The following is a 16,385-nucleotide window of genomic DNA, read 5'->3' on the forward strand; positions in this document are numbered from 1 at the left end:
TTGCAACTTCTGTTTAGGCAGGCTTGAACGCGATGCCAAACGCGTATCAAGCCTGTAAAGGTGTAAACGATGTCCCCGGTCTAATGTGTAAAGGATGTGCCGGTCTCTACAGTGAGGGGGAGGCCGTTACTCGTTATCCAGGCCTTTGCGCCGATAGGGGAAAACGTCGATGACTTTCCCGGCCCGAATCGCCTCCTGCAAGCTCTTCCAGTAGTCGGCGTTGTACAACTCCCCATGCAACTGATCGAACAACTTGCGCTGCCCCGAATCGGCAAACAGAAACGGCGGAAATTCTTCCGGAAAAACATCCAGCGGCCCAATCGAGTACCACGGCTCCGAAGCCATTTCATCTTCCGGGGTGCGCGGCGCCGGGATATGCCGGAAGTTCGCCTCGGTCAGAAAGCAGATCTCGTCATAGTCGTAAAACACCACCCGCCCATGCCGGGTCACGCCGAAGTTCTTCAACAGCATGTCGCCGGGAAAGATGTTCGCTGCCGCCAGTTGTTTGATCGCAAGGCCATAGTCTTCGAGCGCTTCACGCACTTGCGCGTCGTTGGCGTTCTCCAGATACAGGTTCAGCGGCGTCATGCGGCGCTCGGTCCAGCAGTGGCGGATCAGCACGGTTTCGTCTTCCACCGACACCGTCGACGCCGCCACCTCGAGCAATTCCGCCAGGCATGCCGGATCGAACTTGCTCAGCGGAAAACGGAAGTCTGCAAACTCCTGGGTATCGGCCATGCGCCCGACGCGGTCGACGCTTTTCACCAGTCGGTACTTCTCGATCACCGTCGCGCGGTCGACGTTTTTCGAGGGCGAGAAGCGATCCTTGATGATCTTGAACACCGTGTTGAAACCCGGCAGCGTGAACACGCTCATGACCATGCCGCGCACACCGGGGGCCATGATGAATTGATCGTCGGTGTTGGCCAGATGATTGATCAGCGCGCGGTAGAACTCCGACTTGCCATGTTTGTAAAAACCAATCGAGGTGTACAGCTCGGCAATGTGCTTGCCCGGCAGGATGCGCCGCAGGAAGCCGATGAATTCTGCCGGCACTGGGACATCGACCATGAAATACGAACGGGTGAACGAGAAGATGATCGACACGTCGGCTTCATCGGTGATCAACGCATCGATCTGAATCCCGCGTCCCTCACGGTGCAACAGCGGAATCACCAGCGGCCACTGTTCGTCGCGGGTGTAGATACGCCCGACCAGGTACGCACCTTTGTTGCGATATAGAACCGAGGAAAACAGCTCGACGCTCAGCTCCGGGTCCTTGCACACCCAGTCCGGCAGGTTCTCGCGCAGTTGCGCTTCGAGACGCTGCAAGTCGCGCGGCAGATCGGCGTAGGCCTCGTTGAAACGGTAATCGTCAAAGATGCTCGCGAGCATGTCCGACAACTGGCCTTGCGGCTTGTACGTGCGGGTTTGCGCGGCACGCGCGCGGCGCAGGCTCGGGCGGGTAGTGTGGATGAACATGCAGCCGTCGCTGATCAGGTCGTGACTGAACAGGCCGCAGAAAATCGAGTTGTACCAAGTCTCCGACAGCTCATCGTCGAAGCGCAGGTCGATGATGCTGATGTAGGCGCTTTTCACCAGCGGCCAACAGGTGACGTCGTTCAGCGTGTCCGGCGCGAAATGCTCGCGCAGTCGGCCGATAGTTTCGCCGACCTTTTCTTCGTAGAGATTGATTCGCGCCGCCGATGCGGTTTGCGCCTCCTGCCAGCGCGCATTCTCGAACCGCTCCCGCGCGCCATCGGTAATCCGGCGGAAATGCTCACGGTAATCGTCGAAGCCATCGAGGATCAGACGGGCGATGTCGGTGGCTGGCCATTGCTGCGGCATAGATAAGACCTCTGCGGGAATTGAAACCTGCGCTCGAATGCCTGAGCTTAGCCATGGATGTGGGTGCAGGTGAAGCGCGATTTGTGCCAGATGCGCGACCGGACTGCCCGTAACGGCGAATTTGTTCGATGCGCCCCCCGGCGGAGAAAATTAAATGCCCGATTAGCGGTTGCCATCGTTTGAGTGCTCGGCAACACTCTCGTCCCGATCATGGAAGGAGTGGCCCGTGAGCCCCGTTGATATTTTCCGCATGTTGTCGCTGGCCGCCATCTGGGGCGCCAGCTTCCTGTTCATGCGCATCATCGCCCCGGTGGTCGGCACCATTCCTACCGGATTTTTTCGCGTCTCGATTGCGGCGGTCGGGTTGCTGGTGATCCTCGGGCTGATGCGCATCAGCTGGGATTTCAAAGGCAAGCTCAAGACCTTGATGCTGCTGGGCGTGATCAACTCCGGCGTTCCAGCGACCTTGTATTCGGTCGCCGCACAAGTGCTGCCGGCCGGCTACTCGGCGATTTTCAACGCCACCACACCGCTGATGGGCGTGTTGATTGGCGGATTGTTCTTCAGCGAAAAACTCACGGTAGCCAAGCTTGGCGGGGTCTTCCTCGGTCTGATGGGTGTCGGCGTACTGACGCGGGCCGGCCCGGTCGCATTCGACCTGCAATTGCTCATGGGCGCCCTCGCCTGCCTGCTCGCGACCACCTGTTATGGCTTCGCCGGTTTCCTCGCGCGGCGCTGGCTGGATCAGGCCGGCGGTGTCGACAGCCGTCTCTCGGCGGTGGGCAGCATGCTCGGTGCAACGTTGTTTTTGTTGCCATTGTTCGGCTACAGCGTGATCACCCAGCCGCCGGTCAGCTGGGGTGGCTGGAATGTCTGGTTGTCGCTGCTGGGGTTGGGTCTGGGCTGCACCGCGTTTGCCTACATCATTTACTTCCGCTTGCTCAGCTCGATCGGGCCGGTGAAGTCGATGACCGTGACCTTCATGATTCCGCCGTTCGGCGTGTTGTGGGGCGCGCTGTTTCTCGATGAGCCGCTGTCGATGGCGCATGTGTATGGCGGGGTGTTGATTGCGATTGCGCTGTGGCTGGTGTTGAAGCCCGGGGCGGTGAAGCCGGTCGAAGTCGCGGCGCGCTGATTTGCAGCTGCAAAAAAGGCCCGGAAGTTTTCTTCCGGGCCTTTTTCATGGGCGTTGATTACGTGGTTTTACGAAACACGAAGGCCAGACCGACGATGATCAACAGCATGCCCAGCACGCTCAGCGCAGCCAGGCGATTACCGAAAATCAAATAGTCCATCACCGCCGTCACCGCCGGCACCAGATAGAACAGGCTGGTCACGTTGACCAGATTGCCCCTGGCGATCAATCGATACAGCAGCAGCGTCGCCAACACCGATACCACCAGCCCCATCCACAACACCGGCACGATAAACCCGGCGCTGTGCTCGAAGTGGAACGGCTGGAATGGCACGAAGATCCCACACAGTAATAGCCCGGCCAGATACTGCACCGGCAGCGTGCCGAGGGGATTGTCAGTGATGCGTTTCTGCATGATCGAACCGAAGGTCATGCTCGCCAACGCCAACAGACCGAACAGCATGCCCGCCAATGACATTCCGGCCAGACCGATCCCCTGGTAGACCACCATGATCAAACCGGCCAGCCCCAATGCCAGGCCAAAAATCCGGCTCGCCGAGCGCTGCCGCTCCATGATCACCACGGTCAGAATCGGCTGCACGCCCATGATGGTTGCCATCACGCCAGGTGTGACTTTCAGGTCTAGCGCCAACAGATAAAAGATCTGATAGGCCCCCAACAGCACCACCCCGGTGGCCATCGCATACAGCATCGGTTTGCCGCCCCTGGGTAGCTTCAGCTTGAGCAACGGCACCAGCAACACCAGCCCACACAAGGCAATTACAAAGCGGATCAGCAGGAAGGCAAAGGGCGAAGCGTGGGCAAGCCCCCACTTGGAGAAGATCGCCCCGCTGCTCCACAGCAGAACGAACAGGCTCGTGGACGCCGCCGCGAGCGCGGATTTTTTCGAAAGGACAAACATGAATACCACCTGTAGTCAGGCACATAGCCAACTCAGCCGAAGCTGAAATTCAGTAGGTTTTTCCGGCGGGCACAGGGGGTCAGCAAAAAGCTGATCAGCCCGAAATGCCAACGCCCGGTGGGCTACTGACAGGTGGGGGGTAATGACTGATCTGCGCAGGCTGCTGATTCCCGCACGGCACGACGCCAGCGTTGACCGCTGAATCGACTACCGCGTTGATGAGGGATGCAGGCATTGGGCTGATCTTTATGGAGGTGACAGTGAAATTCGAGCGCCGACTATAACCAGCGCCGGACATGGATTGCAATGACTTGGACAAAGGGCCAGTAGCGACAGGCTGGCGGGCGACGCTTAGGCTCGTTTGCAACTGCTGCGCCCAACGACGGGGGACATGGAATGTATGAGATCACATGCCAAGGGAACGGACATATTTGCGGTATCAGGTTTACAGGTCGCAGGCGCGAAAACAGGCCAGTGCCACCTTTGCCCGGTTGGAGAAAGAGTTGGAGCAATGCGGAATTATTGACGTCGACCATTCCAGAGTCCGCTTTGAGGCGATTGACGCTCAAGCATTAGATGCTTACGAGCAATGGCTCGATCCTCATTTCTCATGGCACGAAGTAGTCGTGTGGAAAGCCAGAGAGCCAATGAGCTTTGACCTGTCGATCTGGTTTGATAATGAGTTGTGCGGACTCTGTTTCGCCAATCCTAACCAAAGCCGACTGCGCGTAAAAATTGTGCGACTGGAAGGCAAGCCCGGCAACGATCACCCGCTCAAAAGCCGTGTGGCCACGTTTGCGTTGACCGCCGTCAGTCACTTCGCGCGCATCATCGGCAGCAAACAGATCGAAATTCAGGAGCCTCTTGAAGGCGTCATACCTTTATATCGCCAGCTGGGTTTTGAATTCGATGCACAGGGCCGGCTTGTGATGCTGGTTGAGTGCGACTAGTATCGGGGCACCTGTTCAATTAATGATCAACGTCGGAAACACTATGAAAGCGCTCGTTGAAAACAAAACTGCACATACCAAATCGATCAGAGGCAATCGCAAGCACGCTTGCAGTGAATTGTCCGAGAAACAGTTACGTCGGATCCGAGAAGCATTGGCAAACCCGGCAGTTGAGGAGCCGGGAGGCGTGCTGGCTGGTGCGTCCTTTAGTTTTTCCTCATAAAAAAAACCGCTCAATCGAGCGGTTTTTTCATTCCGTAACTTGGCCTCAACCAAACAACCAATACCCCAACAACGTCAACACCACCACCGCCAGCACTGGCCGCATCACGCGGTAGGCCTTGGGATTGCGGCGTTTCCATTGCTTGACCACACCACTGAACCTGTCGCTGAAGCTCTTGCTCCAGGCGTAGGCGCGGTTGATGCCACCGACCTGTTCATCGTCGAGGTTCTGCGGCGCAGTGGCGCGACCGAGCCAGGCGCTGATAAAGCGGTTGATCCGGGTCATGAAGCGGTTGCTCAGCGGACGTTCGATGTCGCAGAACAGGATCACTCGAGTCTGGTTGGTTTCGTTCTTGACCCAGTGCACGTAGGTCTCATCGAACATCACGTCTTCGCCGTCGCGCCAAGCGTAAACCTGACCGTCAACGAAGATCCGGCAATCGTCGGAGTTCGGCGTCGACAAACCCAAGTGATAGCGCAGAGAGCCGGCGAACGGATCGCGATGCGGGTTGAGGTGGCTGCCACCCGGCAATAACGCAAACATCGCGCCTTTGACGTTGGGAATGGCACTCACCAGCGCCACGGTTTTCGGGCACAGAGATTCGGCCGACGGCAGCGGTTTGTCGTACCACTTGAGGTAGAACCGCTTCCAGCCCTTCTTGAAGAACGAGCCAAAACCGGCGTCATTGTTCTTCTCGGCAGCGCGAATGTAACCCTCGTCAAACAGGTGCATGGCTTCGTCGCGGATCACTTCCCAGTTGTCGCGCAGTACATCCAGTTCCGGAAACTTGCTGCGATCCAGATAAGGCTTGGACGGCACGCCCGAGAACAGGTACATCAACGCGTTGTACGGGGCGAACAGCGCCGAGTGGTTGACGAACTGACGCAGCACCGGCAAGCGTGCCTTGCCACGCAAATGCACATAGAGAGTGCTGCCCAGAAAGAGCAACAGCACCAACGCCTTGGCGGCAAACGGAAAGGTCATCAACAACTCCTTGAAAAAAGACGACGCTGCGCAATGCCATTTACCCGGCATGGCAGCCGGCCATGATAAACACTACCGGCTTTGGGAAAAACCCGTCCAACCCAAGATTCAGTGTTAACAATTGCGCAACAAAGCATTAGTTAACATAGCGACCCTGAACCTTGGCTGACTTGAATCAACGCGTTTGTTATTGCTGGGTCTCCTGATCAGTAAACAAATCGCTGAACAACATGCTCGACAGATAGCGTTCACCCGAATCCGGCAGGATCACCACGATAGTCTTGCCCTGCATTTCCGGAGTCTCTGCCAGGCGCACGGCAACCGCCATGGCCGCGCCGCAGGAAATCCCGCACAGAATCCCCTCTTCCTGCATCAGGCGCAGGGCCATGGCCTTGGACTCTTCATCGGTGACCAGCTCGACACGGTCGACCATCGACAGATCAAGGTTTTTTGGCACGAAACCAGCGCCAATCCCCTGAATCTTGTGCGGGCTCGGCTTGATTTCCTGACCGGCCAAAGCCTGAGTGATCACTGGAGAAGACACTGGCTCCACGGCGATCGAGATAATCGGTTTGCCTGCGGTGTTCTTGATATACCGCGAGACACCGGTGATGGTTCCGCCGGTACCGACGCCCGCCACCAGCACATCGACCGCACCGTCGGTGTCGTTCCAGATTTCCGGGCCGGTGGTTTTTTCGTGAATCGCCGGGTTGGCCGGATTATCGAATTGCGAAGGCATGAAGTATTTGTCGGTATCGCTGGCAACAATTTCGGCGGCTTTTTCGATAGCGCCTTTCATGCCCTTGGCCGGTTCGGTCAGCACCAGTTCCGCGCCCAACGCCTTGAGGACTTTGCGCCGTTCGATACTCATTGAGGCCGGCATAGTCAGCATCAGTTTATAACCGCGCGCCGCCGCGACGAACGCCAGACCGATACCGGTGTTGCCCGAAGTCGGCTCGACGATGGTCATGCCCGGCTTGAGTTTGCCGCTGCCTTCGGCATCCCAGATCATGTTCGCGCCGATCCGGCACTTGACCGAGTAACCGGGGTTGCGGCCTTCAATCTTGGCCAGAATGGTCACGCCACGCGGCGCAATGCGGTTGATCTGCACCAGCGGCGTGTTGCCGATGGAGTGGGCGTTGTCAGCGAAGATACGGCTCATGGCTGGGTCCTTGTGCAGCATTGAATTCAGCGCTCCAAGGTAAGCCTGTTGCCCGTGTCAGTCCAGTCGGTCGAACGTCTGCGAGCGTCAGCAGTCAATCGAATTATATCGTTCGGGAATCTTCACCATGAAACGTCGCTACAGCTGGTCGTTGTGGGCTTTTGCCACCGTCATCGTGTTATTGGTCGCGTTACACATCGCCCTGCCTTATCTGGTGCGCGACTATCTGAATGACAAACTGGCGAACATGGGCGATTACCGCGGTCAGGTGACAGACGTCGATCTGGCGCTTTGGCGCGGCGCCTACAAGATCAACGGCCTGAAAATCGTCAAGGTCGACGGCAAGGTACCGGTGCCGTTCGTGGATGCGCCGGTGGTAGACCTCGCAGTGAGTTGGCACTCGCTGTGGTACGACCATGCTGTCGTCGCCCAGGCGAGGTTCATCAGTCCGCAAGTTAATTTCGTCGACGGCAGTAACAAGCAGAACTCACAAACGGGTAAAGGCACCGACTGGCGTGAGCAGTTAAGCAAGCTGTTACCGATCACCCTGGATGAAGTCCAAATTCAGGACGGCCGCATCAGTTTCCGCAACTTCAACTCCAAACCGCCAGTAAACATGAATGCCACCAACGTTGATGCCAGCATTTACAACCTGACCAACGTAGTCGACAAGGAAGGTAAACGCGACGCCCGCTTCGAAGGTAAAGCCTTGTTACTGGGCCACGCCCCGCTGGAAACCACTGCCACATTTGACCCCCTGAGCAACTTCGAAGAATTCGAATTCCGCCTGCGTGCCCGCGACATCGAACTGAAAAAAATGAACGACTTCGCCTCGGCCTACGGCAAGTTCGACTTCAGTGCAGGGCACGGCGACGTGGTCATCGAAGCTGCTGCGAAAAAAGGTCAGGTCAAGGGCTACATCAAGCCGCTGTTGCGCGATGTCGAAGTGTTCAACTGGCAGCAAGACGTCGAAAACAAGGACAAGAGCATCTTCCGCTCAGTTTGGGAGGCGTTGGTCGGTGGCACCGAAACCGTGTTGAAGAACCAGGCGAAAAACCAATTCGCCACCAAGGTCGAACTCCGCGGTAGCGTGCACCAGCAAAATATCAGCGCGTTCGAAGCGTTTTTGCAGATTTTGCGCAATGGATTCGTCCAGGCATTCAATGCGCGGTATGAACGGCCGAAGCCGGATGCGGGCTAGGTTTTACGATTGACGACATAGCGGCCGGTGTCCTCGGCCGCGATCAGTGTCGACTTATCCTGCAATGAATCCCAACCAAGGCAGGCCAACGCCAGTGAGCGGGGCACAGCTTCTCGGCCATTGCTGTAGCGAGTGATGCTGCGGGGGCTGACGCCCAATGCTTCTGCCGCTTGGTTCAGTGGCAAACCGGTCCGAGCACGCCACGCCATGAATATCCGCGTGTTTTCGTCCGGAGCGTTTTGCGCCAACGCATCCCTATACAAGGTATCGGCACCGATCTGGATGTCTGGTTCCAACCATTCGACGCTCCAGCCGTCATCACCGAGTGACGCTGTGTCGAATACATCTGAGTTTAGCAATGGCCGTAGACCCGGATACGCCAGAAAATCCTCGCTCAGGTCCAGGGTCCATTGTTGGCCGTCGATAAAGGTCAACGCCAGCCGACCATTCGGCAAAGCCTGCACTGCCGACAAACGCGGCCGTTTCATGGATAGCATTGTTTCCAATCCTCCAGCAGTTGGGCCTGATGGGCCAGGACCCAGGTCAGCGCTTCCTTGATGATCAGTTGTGGTGCTCGGCCCATCATGACTCCGACAGGTTCCAGGCTGAGCATCACATCCACTCCACCACCTGTCAGGTGCACATGGGGCGGAGGATGATCTTTCTCACGCAACTGAATGCGGTATTTTTCTCTGAATCGGTATTTAGTAGACATGCCGGGAATACTATCGCCAAATCGGCGATACCTGAATACTGGCCATCAGCCGAGACTGAGTCAACATGTGACGCCCCATTCAGAGACTGAATAAGCCGTCTGCGTTCACAGTCGACCGGGCTGCGCGTTATAGTCGGGCATCCGATTATTTCGCCCCCGCCCTGCCCGTTCAGGTCGGCGTTACCGTTCGAGGATTAGCAGATGAAGTTCGAAGGCACCCAGGCCTACGTCGCCACCGATGACCTGAAGCTGGCGGTCAACGCCGCCATCACCCTGGAGCGGCCGCTCCTGGTCAAGGGCGAGCCGGGCACCGGCAAGACCATGCTCGCCGAGCAACTGGCCGAATCGTTCGGCGCCAAGTTGATCACCTGGCACATCAAGTCCACCACCAAGGCGCATCAGGGCCTGTACGAGTACGACGCCGTCAGCCGTCTGCGTGACTCGCAACTGGGGACGGAAAAAGTCCACGACGTTCGCAACTACCTGAAGAAGGGCAAGCTGTGGGAGGCGTTCGAGTCTGAAGAGCGCGTCATTCTGCTGATCGACGAGATCGACAAGGCTGACATCGAGTTCCCTAACGACCTGCTGCAAGAACTCGACAAGATGGAGTTCTACGTTTACGAAATCGACGAGACCATCAAGGCGAAGAAGCGTCCGATCATCATCATTACTTCGAACAACGAGAAAGAGCTGCCGGACGCGTTCCTGCGCCGTTGCTTCTTCCATTACATCGCGTTCCCGGATCGCACCACGCTGCAGAAAATCGTCGACGTGCACTACCCGGACATCAAGAAGGATCTGGTCAGCGAAGCGCTGGACGTATTCTTCGACGTGCGCAAAGTGCCGGGCCTGAAGAAGAAGCCTTCGACTTCGGAACTGGTCGACTGGCTGAAACTGCTGATGGCCGACAACATCGGCGAGGCAGTGCTGCGCGAGCGCGATCCGACCAAAGCCATTCCGCCGCTGGCAGGCGCCTTGGTGAAGAACGAACAGGACGTGCAACTGCTTGAGCGCCTGGCGTTCATGAGCCGTCGCGGCACCCGCTAAGAGGCTGATGCCATGTTGCTCAACCTGTTCAATGAAATGCGTGCAGCCAAAGTGCCGGTGTCGGTGCGCGAACTGCTCGACCTGATCAACGCGCTGAAACAGCGCGTGACCTTCGCCGACATGGACGAGTTTTATTACTTGTCACGGGCGATTCTGGTCAAGGACGAACGGCATTTCGACAAGTTCGACCGTGCGTTCGGCGCCTACTTCAATGGCCTGGAAAAACTCGACGACCATTTGCAGGCGCTGATTCCCGAAGACTGGCTGCGCAAGGAGTTCGAACGTTCGCTAAGCGACGAAGAACGCGCGCAAATCCAGTCGCTCGGCGGCCTCGACAAGCTCATCGAAGAATTCAAGAAGCGTCTGGAAGAACAGAAGGAACGCCACGCCGGCGGCAATAAATGGATCGGCACTGGCGGCACCAGTCCGTTTGGTTCCGGCGGTTTCAACCCGGAAGGCATTCGGGTTGGCGACGCCGGCAAACGCCAAGGCAAAGCGGTGAAAGTCTGGGATCAGCGCGAGTACAAGAACCTCGATGATTCCGTGGAACTGGGCACGCGCAATATCAAAGTTGCCTTGCGCCGCTTGCGCAAGTTTGCCCGTCAGGGTGCGGCGGAAGAGCTGGATATCGATGGCACCATCGACTACACCGCTCGCGATGCCGGGCTGCTGAATATCCAGATGCGTCCGGAACGACGCAACACCGTGAAGCTGTTGTTGCTGTTCGACATCGGCGGCTCGATGGATGCGCACGTGAAGATCTGCGAGGAATTGTTCTCGGCCTGCAAGACCGAGTTCAAACATTTGGAGTATTTCTACTTCCACAATTTCGTTTACGAGTCAGTGTGGAAGAACAACATGCGCCGCACGTCCGAGCGCACTTCGACTCAGGATCTGCTGCACAAGTACGGCGCCGACTACAAAGTGATCTTCATTGGCGATGCTGCGATGGCGCCGTATGAAATCACCCAGGCTGGCGGCAGCGTCGAGCACTGGAACGAAGAGCCGGGTTATGTGTGGATGCAGCGGTTCATGGAGAAGTACAAGAAGCTTATCTGGATCAATCCGTATCCGAAGGACACTTGGGGCTATACCTCCTCGACCAACATCGTGCGGGATTTGATTGAAGATCAGATGTATCCGTTGACGTTGCGTGGGTTGGAAGAAGGGATGCGGTTTTTGTCCAAGTAATCCGTTGCCTGGACTGACGCCATCGCTGGCAAGCCAGCTCCCACAGTGTTCGACGGTGATCACAAGTTATGTGCTCGACGCCGATACCTGTGGGAGCGGGCTTGGTCCGGGCGGCGTTCCGACGATGCTTTTAGCTTTATTTGAACTGATGCAGATATTCGATGTGTTCGCGGTGTGCGACGTCTTGCACCACAGGCCGCAGCCGCACTTTTGCCCCAGGCAGACACTGCGCCAGCCGCGCCAGCGCCAAGGGCGTCAACGCGCCCAATCGCGGATACCCGCCAATCGTCTGCCGATCATTGAGCAACACAATCGGCTGACCGTCCGGCGGCACCTGCACCGCGCCCAGCGGAATCCCTTCGGAAATCATCGGCGCGCCCTGGTAATGCAACGCCTTGCCCAACAGGCGAATACCCATGCGATCCGCGCGACTGTCCAGTGTCCACGCGCTGTTGAACACATCGAACAGACTCTGCCCGCTGAACTGACCGATCTGCGCGCCCAGCACCAGATCCAGCGGCGCTGCATTCCGCAGATCCGGGCGCTGCGCCAGCGGCACTTCGCGCACCAACAAGGTTTCGCCGTGATAGCTCAGCGTCGCGCTTTTGGCCAACGGCAACCCCATGCCATCGAGTCCGCCGAGTTCTTCGCGCACCACCGTGGCGCTGCTGCCCAACACTTTTGGCGCATCAAAGCCACCCGGCGCCGCCAGATATGCGCGGGCACCAAGCAATGGCTGGATGAACTTCAAAATCTGCCCTTTACGTAGCTTGAAACTGCGCCAAGGCGCCAACGGCTCGCCATCAATCTGCGCGCCGAGATCTGCCCCGGCCAGCGCCAGCACGCAGTCCTCTTCAGCCACCACGGCAAACCCGCCGAGGGTGATTTCGACCACCGGCAGATCCAGTCCATTCCCCAGCAACCAGTTGGCCCACGCCATCGAACACCAGTCGGCCGCGCCACCCTGGGTCACGCCCAAATGCCGAACGCCAAAGCGTCCGGCGTCCTGCAACAGACACAACGGCGTACTTGCTGCAATCGTCAGACGGCTCATGCCAAGACCTCCAATGGCGTGTCGTCACCGCCCAGATTGATGAACTCGGCATGGCTCACTGCTTCGAAGCGCACGGTGTCGCCGGGTTGCATCAGGCTGTAGCCGTCGCGATTGCGGTCGAACAATTTAGCGGGGGTGCGACCGATCAGATTCCAGCCGCCAGGGGATACCACCGGGTACGCAGCGGTCTGCCGTTCGGCGATACCCACGCTGCCGGCAGCGACTTTTTTGCGCGGGGTGTTCAAACGTGGGGCCGCGAGGATTTCTTCAACCAGCCCCATGAAGGCAAAACCTGGAGCGAAGCCCAGTGCGAATACCTGATATTCCCTTCCACTGTGGCGGCGGATCACCTCCTCCACCGGCAGCCCACTGCGTTCAGCGAGCAAGCGCAGTTCTGGCCCGACGCTCAAGTCATACCAGACCGGCAATACATGGCACTGGCCGCCGGCTCTTGCGTTCGGCGACAGATCAATCAAGGCTTCGGCAATCAAATCACGCGCCTGATTCGGACTTAGCACGGTGAGATCGTAATGCACCATCAGCGTGGTGTAGGACGGCACCAGATCGATCAGTTGCGCGCCGAATACAGCGCGCAAACGCTCACTGGCGGCAAGCATCCACGGCATGTTGGCTTCGGCGATTTCATCGAACAGACGCAGCATCAGGCAATCCAGTGCCACTACTTCAATCCGTGGTTTCATGACGCGCTCTGCTCGTCCAAAGCCTGGCGAATGCGCTGCACGGCGGCCACCGAACTGGCGTTGTCGCCGTGCACGCACAACGTGTTGGCTTGCAGGTGCAATGCGCTGCCATCACTGGCGGTCAGCTTGTCGCCACGGGCGATGGTCAGTGCTTGCTCGATGATGGTTTGCGCATCGTGATGCACCGCCCCCGGCAGTTGTCGCGAGACCAGTCGGCCGGCGCTGTCGTAGGCGCGGTCGGCGAAGGCTTCGAACCACAACGTCACGCCGTATTCATCGCCCAGTTGCTGCGCGGCCGTGTTGTCGCGGGTCGCCATGAGCATAAGCGGCAACGTGCAGTCGTAAGCCGCGACCGCCTGAAGCACAGCACGCAACTGCGCCGGGTTGGCCATCATGTCGTTGTACATCGCACCATGGGGTTTGACGTAACTGACCCGTCCACCCTGAGCGCGGCAAATGCCATCGAGGGCGCCGATCTGGTAGTGCAGGATGTCTTGCAGTTCCTGCGCGGAATACGCCATCGAGCGCCGACCAAATCCCACCAGATCCTGATAGGCCGGATGCGCGCCGATCTGCACGCCGTGGCTCAATGCGAGGCTGACGGTTTTGCGCATGATGCCCGGGTCGCCGGCGTGGAAGCCGCAGGCAATGTTGGCGCAATCGATGAAGGGCATGATCTCGGCGTCCAGACCCATAGTCCAGCTGCCGAAGCTCTCGCCAATGTCGCAGTTCAATAGCAGGCGGCTCACGGTGAACACTCCTGTAGTTCTTTTCTTTTTGTGCCGTGGGACAGACAGTGCCCCGCAGATTATCAGTTACTGCGCGTCGAGTTCTTTGCCACGGGTTTCCGGCAGGCTCAACGCCGCGATAATCACCACGCCGTAGGACACCGCCGCGAACGCTCCAATCCCCACGCTCAGCGGAACGCTCTGGCTAAGCAGGCCGATCAGCAGTGGAAACAACGCCGCCAGCGCCCGACCGATGTTGTAGCAAAAGCCCTGTCCCGAACCGCGAATCCGCGTCGGAAACAGCTCGGTGAGAAATGCGCCCATGCCGCTGAAAATTCCCGAAGCAAAGAAGCCCAGCGGGAAACCCAGCCACAGCATTACGCCGTTACTGACCGGCAATTGCGTGTAGAGCAGCACGATGGTGAACGAGCCAACCGCGAACAGGATGAAGTTCTTCTTACGCCCCAGCAGGTCAGTTAGATAAGCGCTAATCACGTAACCGACGTAGGAACCGACGATCACCATCGCCAGATATCCGCCGGTGCCGAGCACACTCAGGCCGCGTTCATTTTTCAAAAAAGTCGGCAGCCAAGAGGTGATGGCGTAATAACCGCCGAGCGCGCCAGTGGTCAGCAATGAAGCGCGGAATGTGATGAAGAGCATGCCCGGCGCGAAAATCTCGTAAAACTTCGCCGTGTTCTCCGGTGTTTGCTGCGCCTTGGCTTCGCGGTAGATCTCCGGATCTTTCACCAGCCGCCGAACGAAGATCACGAAAATCGCTGGCACGATGCCGAGGATGAACAGCGCACGCCAGGCGTCTTCCGGCGGCAGCAGCGAGAACAGCAGCGCATAAAGAATCGCCGTCAGCCCCCAACCCAGCGCCCAGCCGGATTGCACCATCCCCACGGCTTTGCCGCGATCCTTGGCGCGGATCACTTCACCGATCAGCACCGCGCCCGCCGTCCATTCACCGCCAAAACCGAAACCCATCAAGGTGCGCGCAATCAGCAGTTGTTCGTAGTTCTGGGCGAAGCCGCAGAGGAAGGTGAAAAAGGCAAACCACAGCACCGTCAGTTGCAGAGTGCGCACGCGGCCGATGCGGTCGGAGAGAATCCCCGCGACCCAACCGCCGATGGCCGAGGCGATCAGGGTGCTGGTGTGGATCAGCCCGGCTTCGCCAGTGGTGATGCCCCACATGGCGATCAGGGTCGGCACCACGAAGCTGAGCATCTGCGTGTCCATGCCGTCCAGGCCGTAGCCGATCTTGCAGCTCCAGAAGGTGCGGCGTTCCTGTTGATTGATATTGCGATACCAATCGAACGGGCCGGGACGCGTCGCGGGCTTGGATAAAGAGACGGTGTCGGGAGCACTCATGGCAAATCTCCGCAATTATTATTGGTCTTGTTCGTAGTCCCGACGACGCCTATCGTGGGAACCGGATGCGGCGATTTTTGGCTGCGTCAGGCTGTCGCGTCCAACGAGTAAAAACCCGCCTTAGGCATAAGATTTTTTTGTCACCCGAGCCGACCGCATGAATCTGAAGTTTCTCGAGACCTTTGTCTGGGTCGCCCGGCTGAAGAGTTTTCGTCTGACCGCCGACAAGCTGTTCACCACCCAGGCGTCGATTTCCAGCCGCATTGCGGCGCTGGAAAGCGAACTTGAGGTGAAGTTGTTTCTGCGCGATTCGCGCGGGGTCAGCCTGACGCCGGAAGGCTTGAAAGTGCTGGAGTACGCCGAGCAGATGCTCGCCACCATGCAGGCGTTGAAGCAGTCGATCGAGACTCGCTCATGCAAGGTCGGCCGGGTGCGCATCGGGGTGATGGACACGGTCATTCACACTTGGCTCAGTCCGTTGGTGGCGCAGATGACCGATCTGTATCCAATGGTCGAAATCGAACTGGTGGCGGATACCTCGCTGAATCTCTGCGATCAGCTGCAAAAAGGCTTTCTCGATCTGATCCTGCAAACCGATCTGGTGCGCCACGAAAGCGTGCGCAGCCTGGAACTGGCCAGCCATCCGCTGGGCTGGATTGTCGCCAGCAATTCGATCTACAACCGTGACTACGCGAGCCTCGCCGATCTGGCTCAGGAGCGGATCATCACCTACTCGAAAAACTCTCGACCGCATCAGGATATTCTGGCGTTGATGCAGGCCCACGGCGTGCTCGCGCCACGCTTGAATTGCGTGAATTCGGTGTCGGCGATTACCCGGTTGTTGCGTGATGGATTCGGTATCGGCGCATTGCCGCCAGTGCTGGTGGCCGAGGAATTGGCGCGCGGGGAATTGATCCTGCTCGACATCGATCAGCGCCCGCAGAATTTGCAGGTGGTGGTGTCGTGGCGGGTTGGCGTGGAGTGGGTCGAGGAGGTCGTGACGTTGTGTCAGCAGGTGCTGGAGGGCTATGCGCAGAAGATGGGCGAGAACTACGTCACTCTGTCTGACTGACGCAACCTTGTGGCGAGGGGATTTATCCCCGTTGGGTGGCGAAGCCGCCCCAAAGTAGTCCAGTCACACTGTGATTGC

At 58.2% G+C, this 16,385-nt stretch carries 16 protein-coding genes; 6 read left to right on the plus strand and 10 right to left on the minus strand.

Going from position 1 to position 16,385, the window contains the following annotated elements; all coding sequences use genetic code 11:
• Window positions 1–126 precede the first annotated feature (126 nt).
• Window positions 127–1,848 carry a bifunctional isocitrate dehydrogenase kinase/phosphatase gene (gene aceK / locus ACP7EE_RS26760; RefSeq protein WP_426206687.1) on the minus strand — a complete coding sequence of 574 codons (1,722 nt, stop codon included), beginning with the start codon at window positions 1,846–1,848 and terminating at the stop codon, window positions 127–129.
• A gap of 226 nt (window positions 1,849–2,074) precedes the next feature.
• On the opposite strand from aceK, the gene ACP7EE_RS26765 reads away from it, so the two are divergent.
• Entirely contained in the window at window positions 2,075–2,983 is a 909-nt protein-coding gene (locus tag ACP7EE_RS26765) for a DMT family transporter (RefSeq protein WP_420647859.1), read from the plus strand.
• Between the two features lie 58 nt (window positions 2,984–3,041).
• On the opposite strand, the gene ACP7EE_RS26770 is transcribed toward ACP7EE_RS26765, so the two are convergent.
• Window positions 3,042–3,905, minus strand: a complete 864-nt coding sequence (locus tag ACP7EE_RS26770) for a DMT family transporter (RefSeq protein WP_426237981.1) — start codon at window positions 3,903–3,905, stop codon at window positions 3,042–3,044.
• Between the two features lie 410 nt (window positions 3,906–4,315).
• Between ACP7EE_RS26770 and ACP7EE_RS26775 the strand changes: the two genes are divergently transcribed.
• Window positions 4,316–4,855, plus strand: a complete 540-nt coding sequence (locus ACP7EE_RS26775) for a hypothetical protein (RefSeq protein WP_426237983.1) — start codon at window positions 4,316–4,318, stop codon at window positions 4,853–4,855.
• A 268-nt stretch (window positions 4,856–5,123) separates the two neighbouring features.
• Here the strand turns inward: ACP7EE_RS26775 and ACP7EE_RS26780 are convergent, their stop codons facing one another.
• Both ACP7EE_RS26780 and cysK read right to left on the minus strand, forming a co-directional pair.
• Window positions 5,124–6,062 (minus strand): aspartyl/asparaginyl beta-hydroxylase domain-containing protein, encoded by a 939-nt coding sequence (locus ACP7EE_RS26780; protein ID WP_420647845.1) that lies wholly within the window; start codon window positions 6,060–6,062, stop codon window positions 5,124–5,126.
• Between the two features lie 187 nt (window positions 6,063–6,249).
• Entirely contained in the window at window positions 6,250–7,224 is a 975-nt protein-coding gene (cysK, locus tag ACP7EE_RS26785; protein WP_420647844.1) for a cysteine synthase A, read from the minus strand.
• 127 nt (window positions 7,225–7,351) lie between these two features.
• Between cysK and ACP7EE_RS26790 the strand changes: the two genes are divergently transcribed.
• Entirely contained in the window at window positions 7,352–8,425 is a 1,074-nt protein-coding gene (locus ACP7EE_RS26790; RefSeq protein WP_426237985.1) for a DUF748 domain-containing protein, read from the plus strand.
• On the opposite strand, the gene ACP7EE_RS26795 is transcribed toward ACP7EE_RS26790, so the two are convergent.
• Together ACP7EE_RS26795 and ACP7EE_RS26800 are read right to left on the minus strand one after the other, a co-directional pair.
• Window positions 8,422–8,922 carry a helix-turn-helix domain-containing protein gene (locus ACP7EE_RS26795; RefSeq protein WP_426206681.1) on the minus strand — a complete coding sequence of 167 codons (501 nt, stop codon included), beginning with the start codon at window positions 8,920–8,922 and terminating at the stop codon, window positions 8,422–8,424. The genes ACP7EE_RS26790 and ACP7EE_RS26795 overlap by 4 nt on opposite strands.
• On the minus strand, window positions 8,910–9,140 hold the full coding sequence (locus tag ACP7EE_RS26800; protein WP_426206680.1) for a DUF4160 domain-containing protein: 231 nt from the start codon (window positions 9,138–9,140) through the stop codon (window positions 8,910–8,912). Before ACP7EE_RS26800 ends, ACP7EE_RS26795 begins: the two co-directional genes overlap by 13 nt.
• Window positions 9,141–9,341: 201 nt before the next feature.
• Here ACP7EE_RS26800 and ACP7EE_RS26805 point away from each other — a divergent pair, with 201 nt between their 5' ends.
• Together ACP7EE_RS26805 and ACP7EE_RS26810 are read left to right on the plus strand one after the other, a co-directional pair.
• A complete protein-coding gene (locus tag ACP7EE_RS26805; RefSeq protein WP_028620815.1) occupies window positions 9,342–10,187 on the plus strand; it encodes an AAA family ATPase in 846 nt (281 codons plus the stop codon).
• A 12-nt stretch (window positions 10,188–10,199) separates the two neighbouring features.
• Window positions 10,200–11,378: a vWA domain-containing protein gene (locus ACP7EE_RS26810; protein ID WP_426206679.1), complete on the plus strand. Its 1,179-nt coding sequence runs from the start codon at window positions 10,200–10,202 to the stop codon at window positions 11,376–11,378.
• Between the two features lie 136 nt (window positions 11,379–11,514).
• On the opposite strand, the gene ACP7EE_RS26815 is transcribed toward ACP7EE_RS26810, so the two are convergent.
• The 4 genes from ACP7EE_RS26815 to ACP7EE_RS26830 all read right to left on the minus strand — a co-directional run bounded on the left by ACP7EE_RS26815 (window position 11,515) and on the right by ACP7EE_RS26830 (window position 15,235).
• Complete coding sequence (locus ACP7EE_RS26815; RefSeq protein ID WP_426237987.1) at window positions 11,515–12,432, minus strand: biotin-dependent carboxyltransferase family protein; 918 nt, start codon at window positions 12,430–12,432, stop codon at window positions 11,515–11,517.
• The gene (locus tag ACP7EE_RS26820; protein WP_426237989.1) at window positions 12,429–13,133 is read right to left on the minus strand and encodes a 5-oxoprolinase subunit B family protein; all 705 of its coding nucleotides are present in this window, start codon (window positions 13,131–13,133) and stop codon (window positions 12,429–12,431) included. The genes ACP7EE_RS26815 and ACP7EE_RS26820 overlap by 4 nt, the downstream gene beginning before the upstream one ends.
• Window positions 13,130–13,882 carry a 5-oxoprolinase subunit PxpA gene (locus ACP7EE_RS26825; RefSeq protein ID WP_426237991.1) on the minus strand — a complete coding sequence of 251 codons (753 nt, stop codon included), beginning with the start codon at window positions 13,880–13,882 and terminating at the stop codon, window positions 13,130–13,132. Before ACP7EE_RS26825 ends, ACP7EE_RS26820 begins: the two co-directional genes overlap by 4 nt.
• A 66-nt stretch (window positions 13,883–13,948) precedes the next feature.
• Window positions 13,949–15,235, minus strand: coding sequence for an MFS transporter (locus tag ACP7EE_RS26830; RefSeq protein ID WP_426237993.1), 1,287 nt, complete (start codon window positions 15,233–15,235; stop codon window positions 13,949–13,951).
• Between the two features lie 157 nt (window positions 15,236–15,392).
• Between ACP7EE_RS26830 and ACP7EE_RS26835 the strand changes: the two genes are divergently transcribed.
• Window positions 15,393–16,307 carry a LysR family transcriptional regulator gene (locus ACP7EE_RS26835; RefSeq protein WP_426237995.1) on the plus strand — a complete coding sequence of 305 codons (915 nt, stop codon included), beginning with the start codon at window positions 15,393–15,395 and terminating at the stop codon, window positions 16,305–16,307.
• Window positions 16,308–16,385: the final 78 nt, after the last annotated feature.

The sequence above is a fragment of the Pseudomonas sp. TWP3-2 genome, assembly GCF_049897765.1.
Taxonomy (GTDB): domain Bacteria; phylum Pseudomonadota; class Gammaproteobacteria; order Pseudomonadales; family Pseudomonadaceae; genus Aquipseudomonas.

What these genes read in the sequence shown, in the direction of transcription:
- aceK (WP_426206687.1), bottom strand. Translation starts at nt 1,848, where the DNA reads ATGCCGCAGCAATGGCCAGCCACCGACATCGCCCGTCTGATCCTCGAT.
- ACP7EE_RS26770 (WP_426237981.1), bottom strand. Translation starts at nt 3,905, where the DNA reads ATGTTTGTCCTTTCGAAAAAATCCGCGCTCGCGGCGGCGTCCACGAGC.
- ACP7EE_RS26775 (WP_426237983.1), top strand. Translation starts at nt 4,316, where the DNA reads ATGCCAAGGGAACGGACATATTTGCGGTATCAGGTTTACAGGTCGCAG.
- ACP7EE_RS26780 (WP_420647845.1), bottom strand. Translation starts at nt 6,062, where the DNA reads ATGACCTTTCCGTTTGCCGCCAAGGCGTTGGTGCTGTTGCTCTTTCTG.
- cysK (WP_420647844.1), bottom strand. Translation starts at nt 7,224, where the DNA reads ATGAGCCGTATCTTCGCTGACAACGCCCACTCCATCGGCAACACGCCG.
- ACP7EE_RS26790 (WP_426237985.1), top strand. Translation starts at nt 7,352, where the DNA reads ATGAAACGTCGCTACAGCTGGTCGTTGTGGGCTTTTGCCACCGTCATC.
- ACP7EE_RS26795 (WP_426206681.1), bottom strand. Translation starts at nt 8,922, where the DNA reads ATGCTATCCATGAAACGGCCGCGTTTGTCGGCAGTGCAGGCTTTGCCG.
- ACP7EE_RS26800 (WP_426206680.1), bottom strand. Translation starts at nt 9,140, where the DNA reads ATGTCTACTAAATACCGATTCAGAGAAAAATACCGCATTCAGTTGCGT.
- ACP7EE_RS26805 (WP_028620815.1), top strand. Translation starts at nt 9,342, where the DNA reads ATGAAGTTCGAAGGCACCCAGGCCTACGTCGCCACCGATGACCTGAAG.
- ACP7EE_RS26810 (WP_426206679.1), top strand. Translation starts at nt 10,200, where the DNA reads ATGTTGCTCAACCTGTTCAATGAAATGCGTGCAGCCAAAGTGCCGGTG.
- ACP7EE_RS26815 (WP_426237987.1), bottom strand. Translation starts at nt 12,432, where the DNA reads ATGAGCCGTCTGACGATTGCAGCAAGTACGCCGTTGTGTCTGTTGCAG.
- ACP7EE_RS26820 (WP_426237989.1), bottom strand. Translation starts at nt 13,133, where the DNA reads ATGAAACCACGGATTGAAGTAGTGGCACTGGATTGCCTGATGCTGCGT.
- ACP7EE_RS26830 (WP_426237993.1), bottom strand. Translation starts at nt 15,235, where the DNA reads ATGAGTGCTCCCGACACCGTCTCTTTATCCAAGCCCGCGACGCGTCCC.
- ACP7EE_RS26835 (WP_426237995.1), top strand. Translation starts at nt 15,393, where the DNA reads ATGAATCTGAAGTTTCTCGAGACCTTTGTCTGGGTCGCCCGGCTGAAG.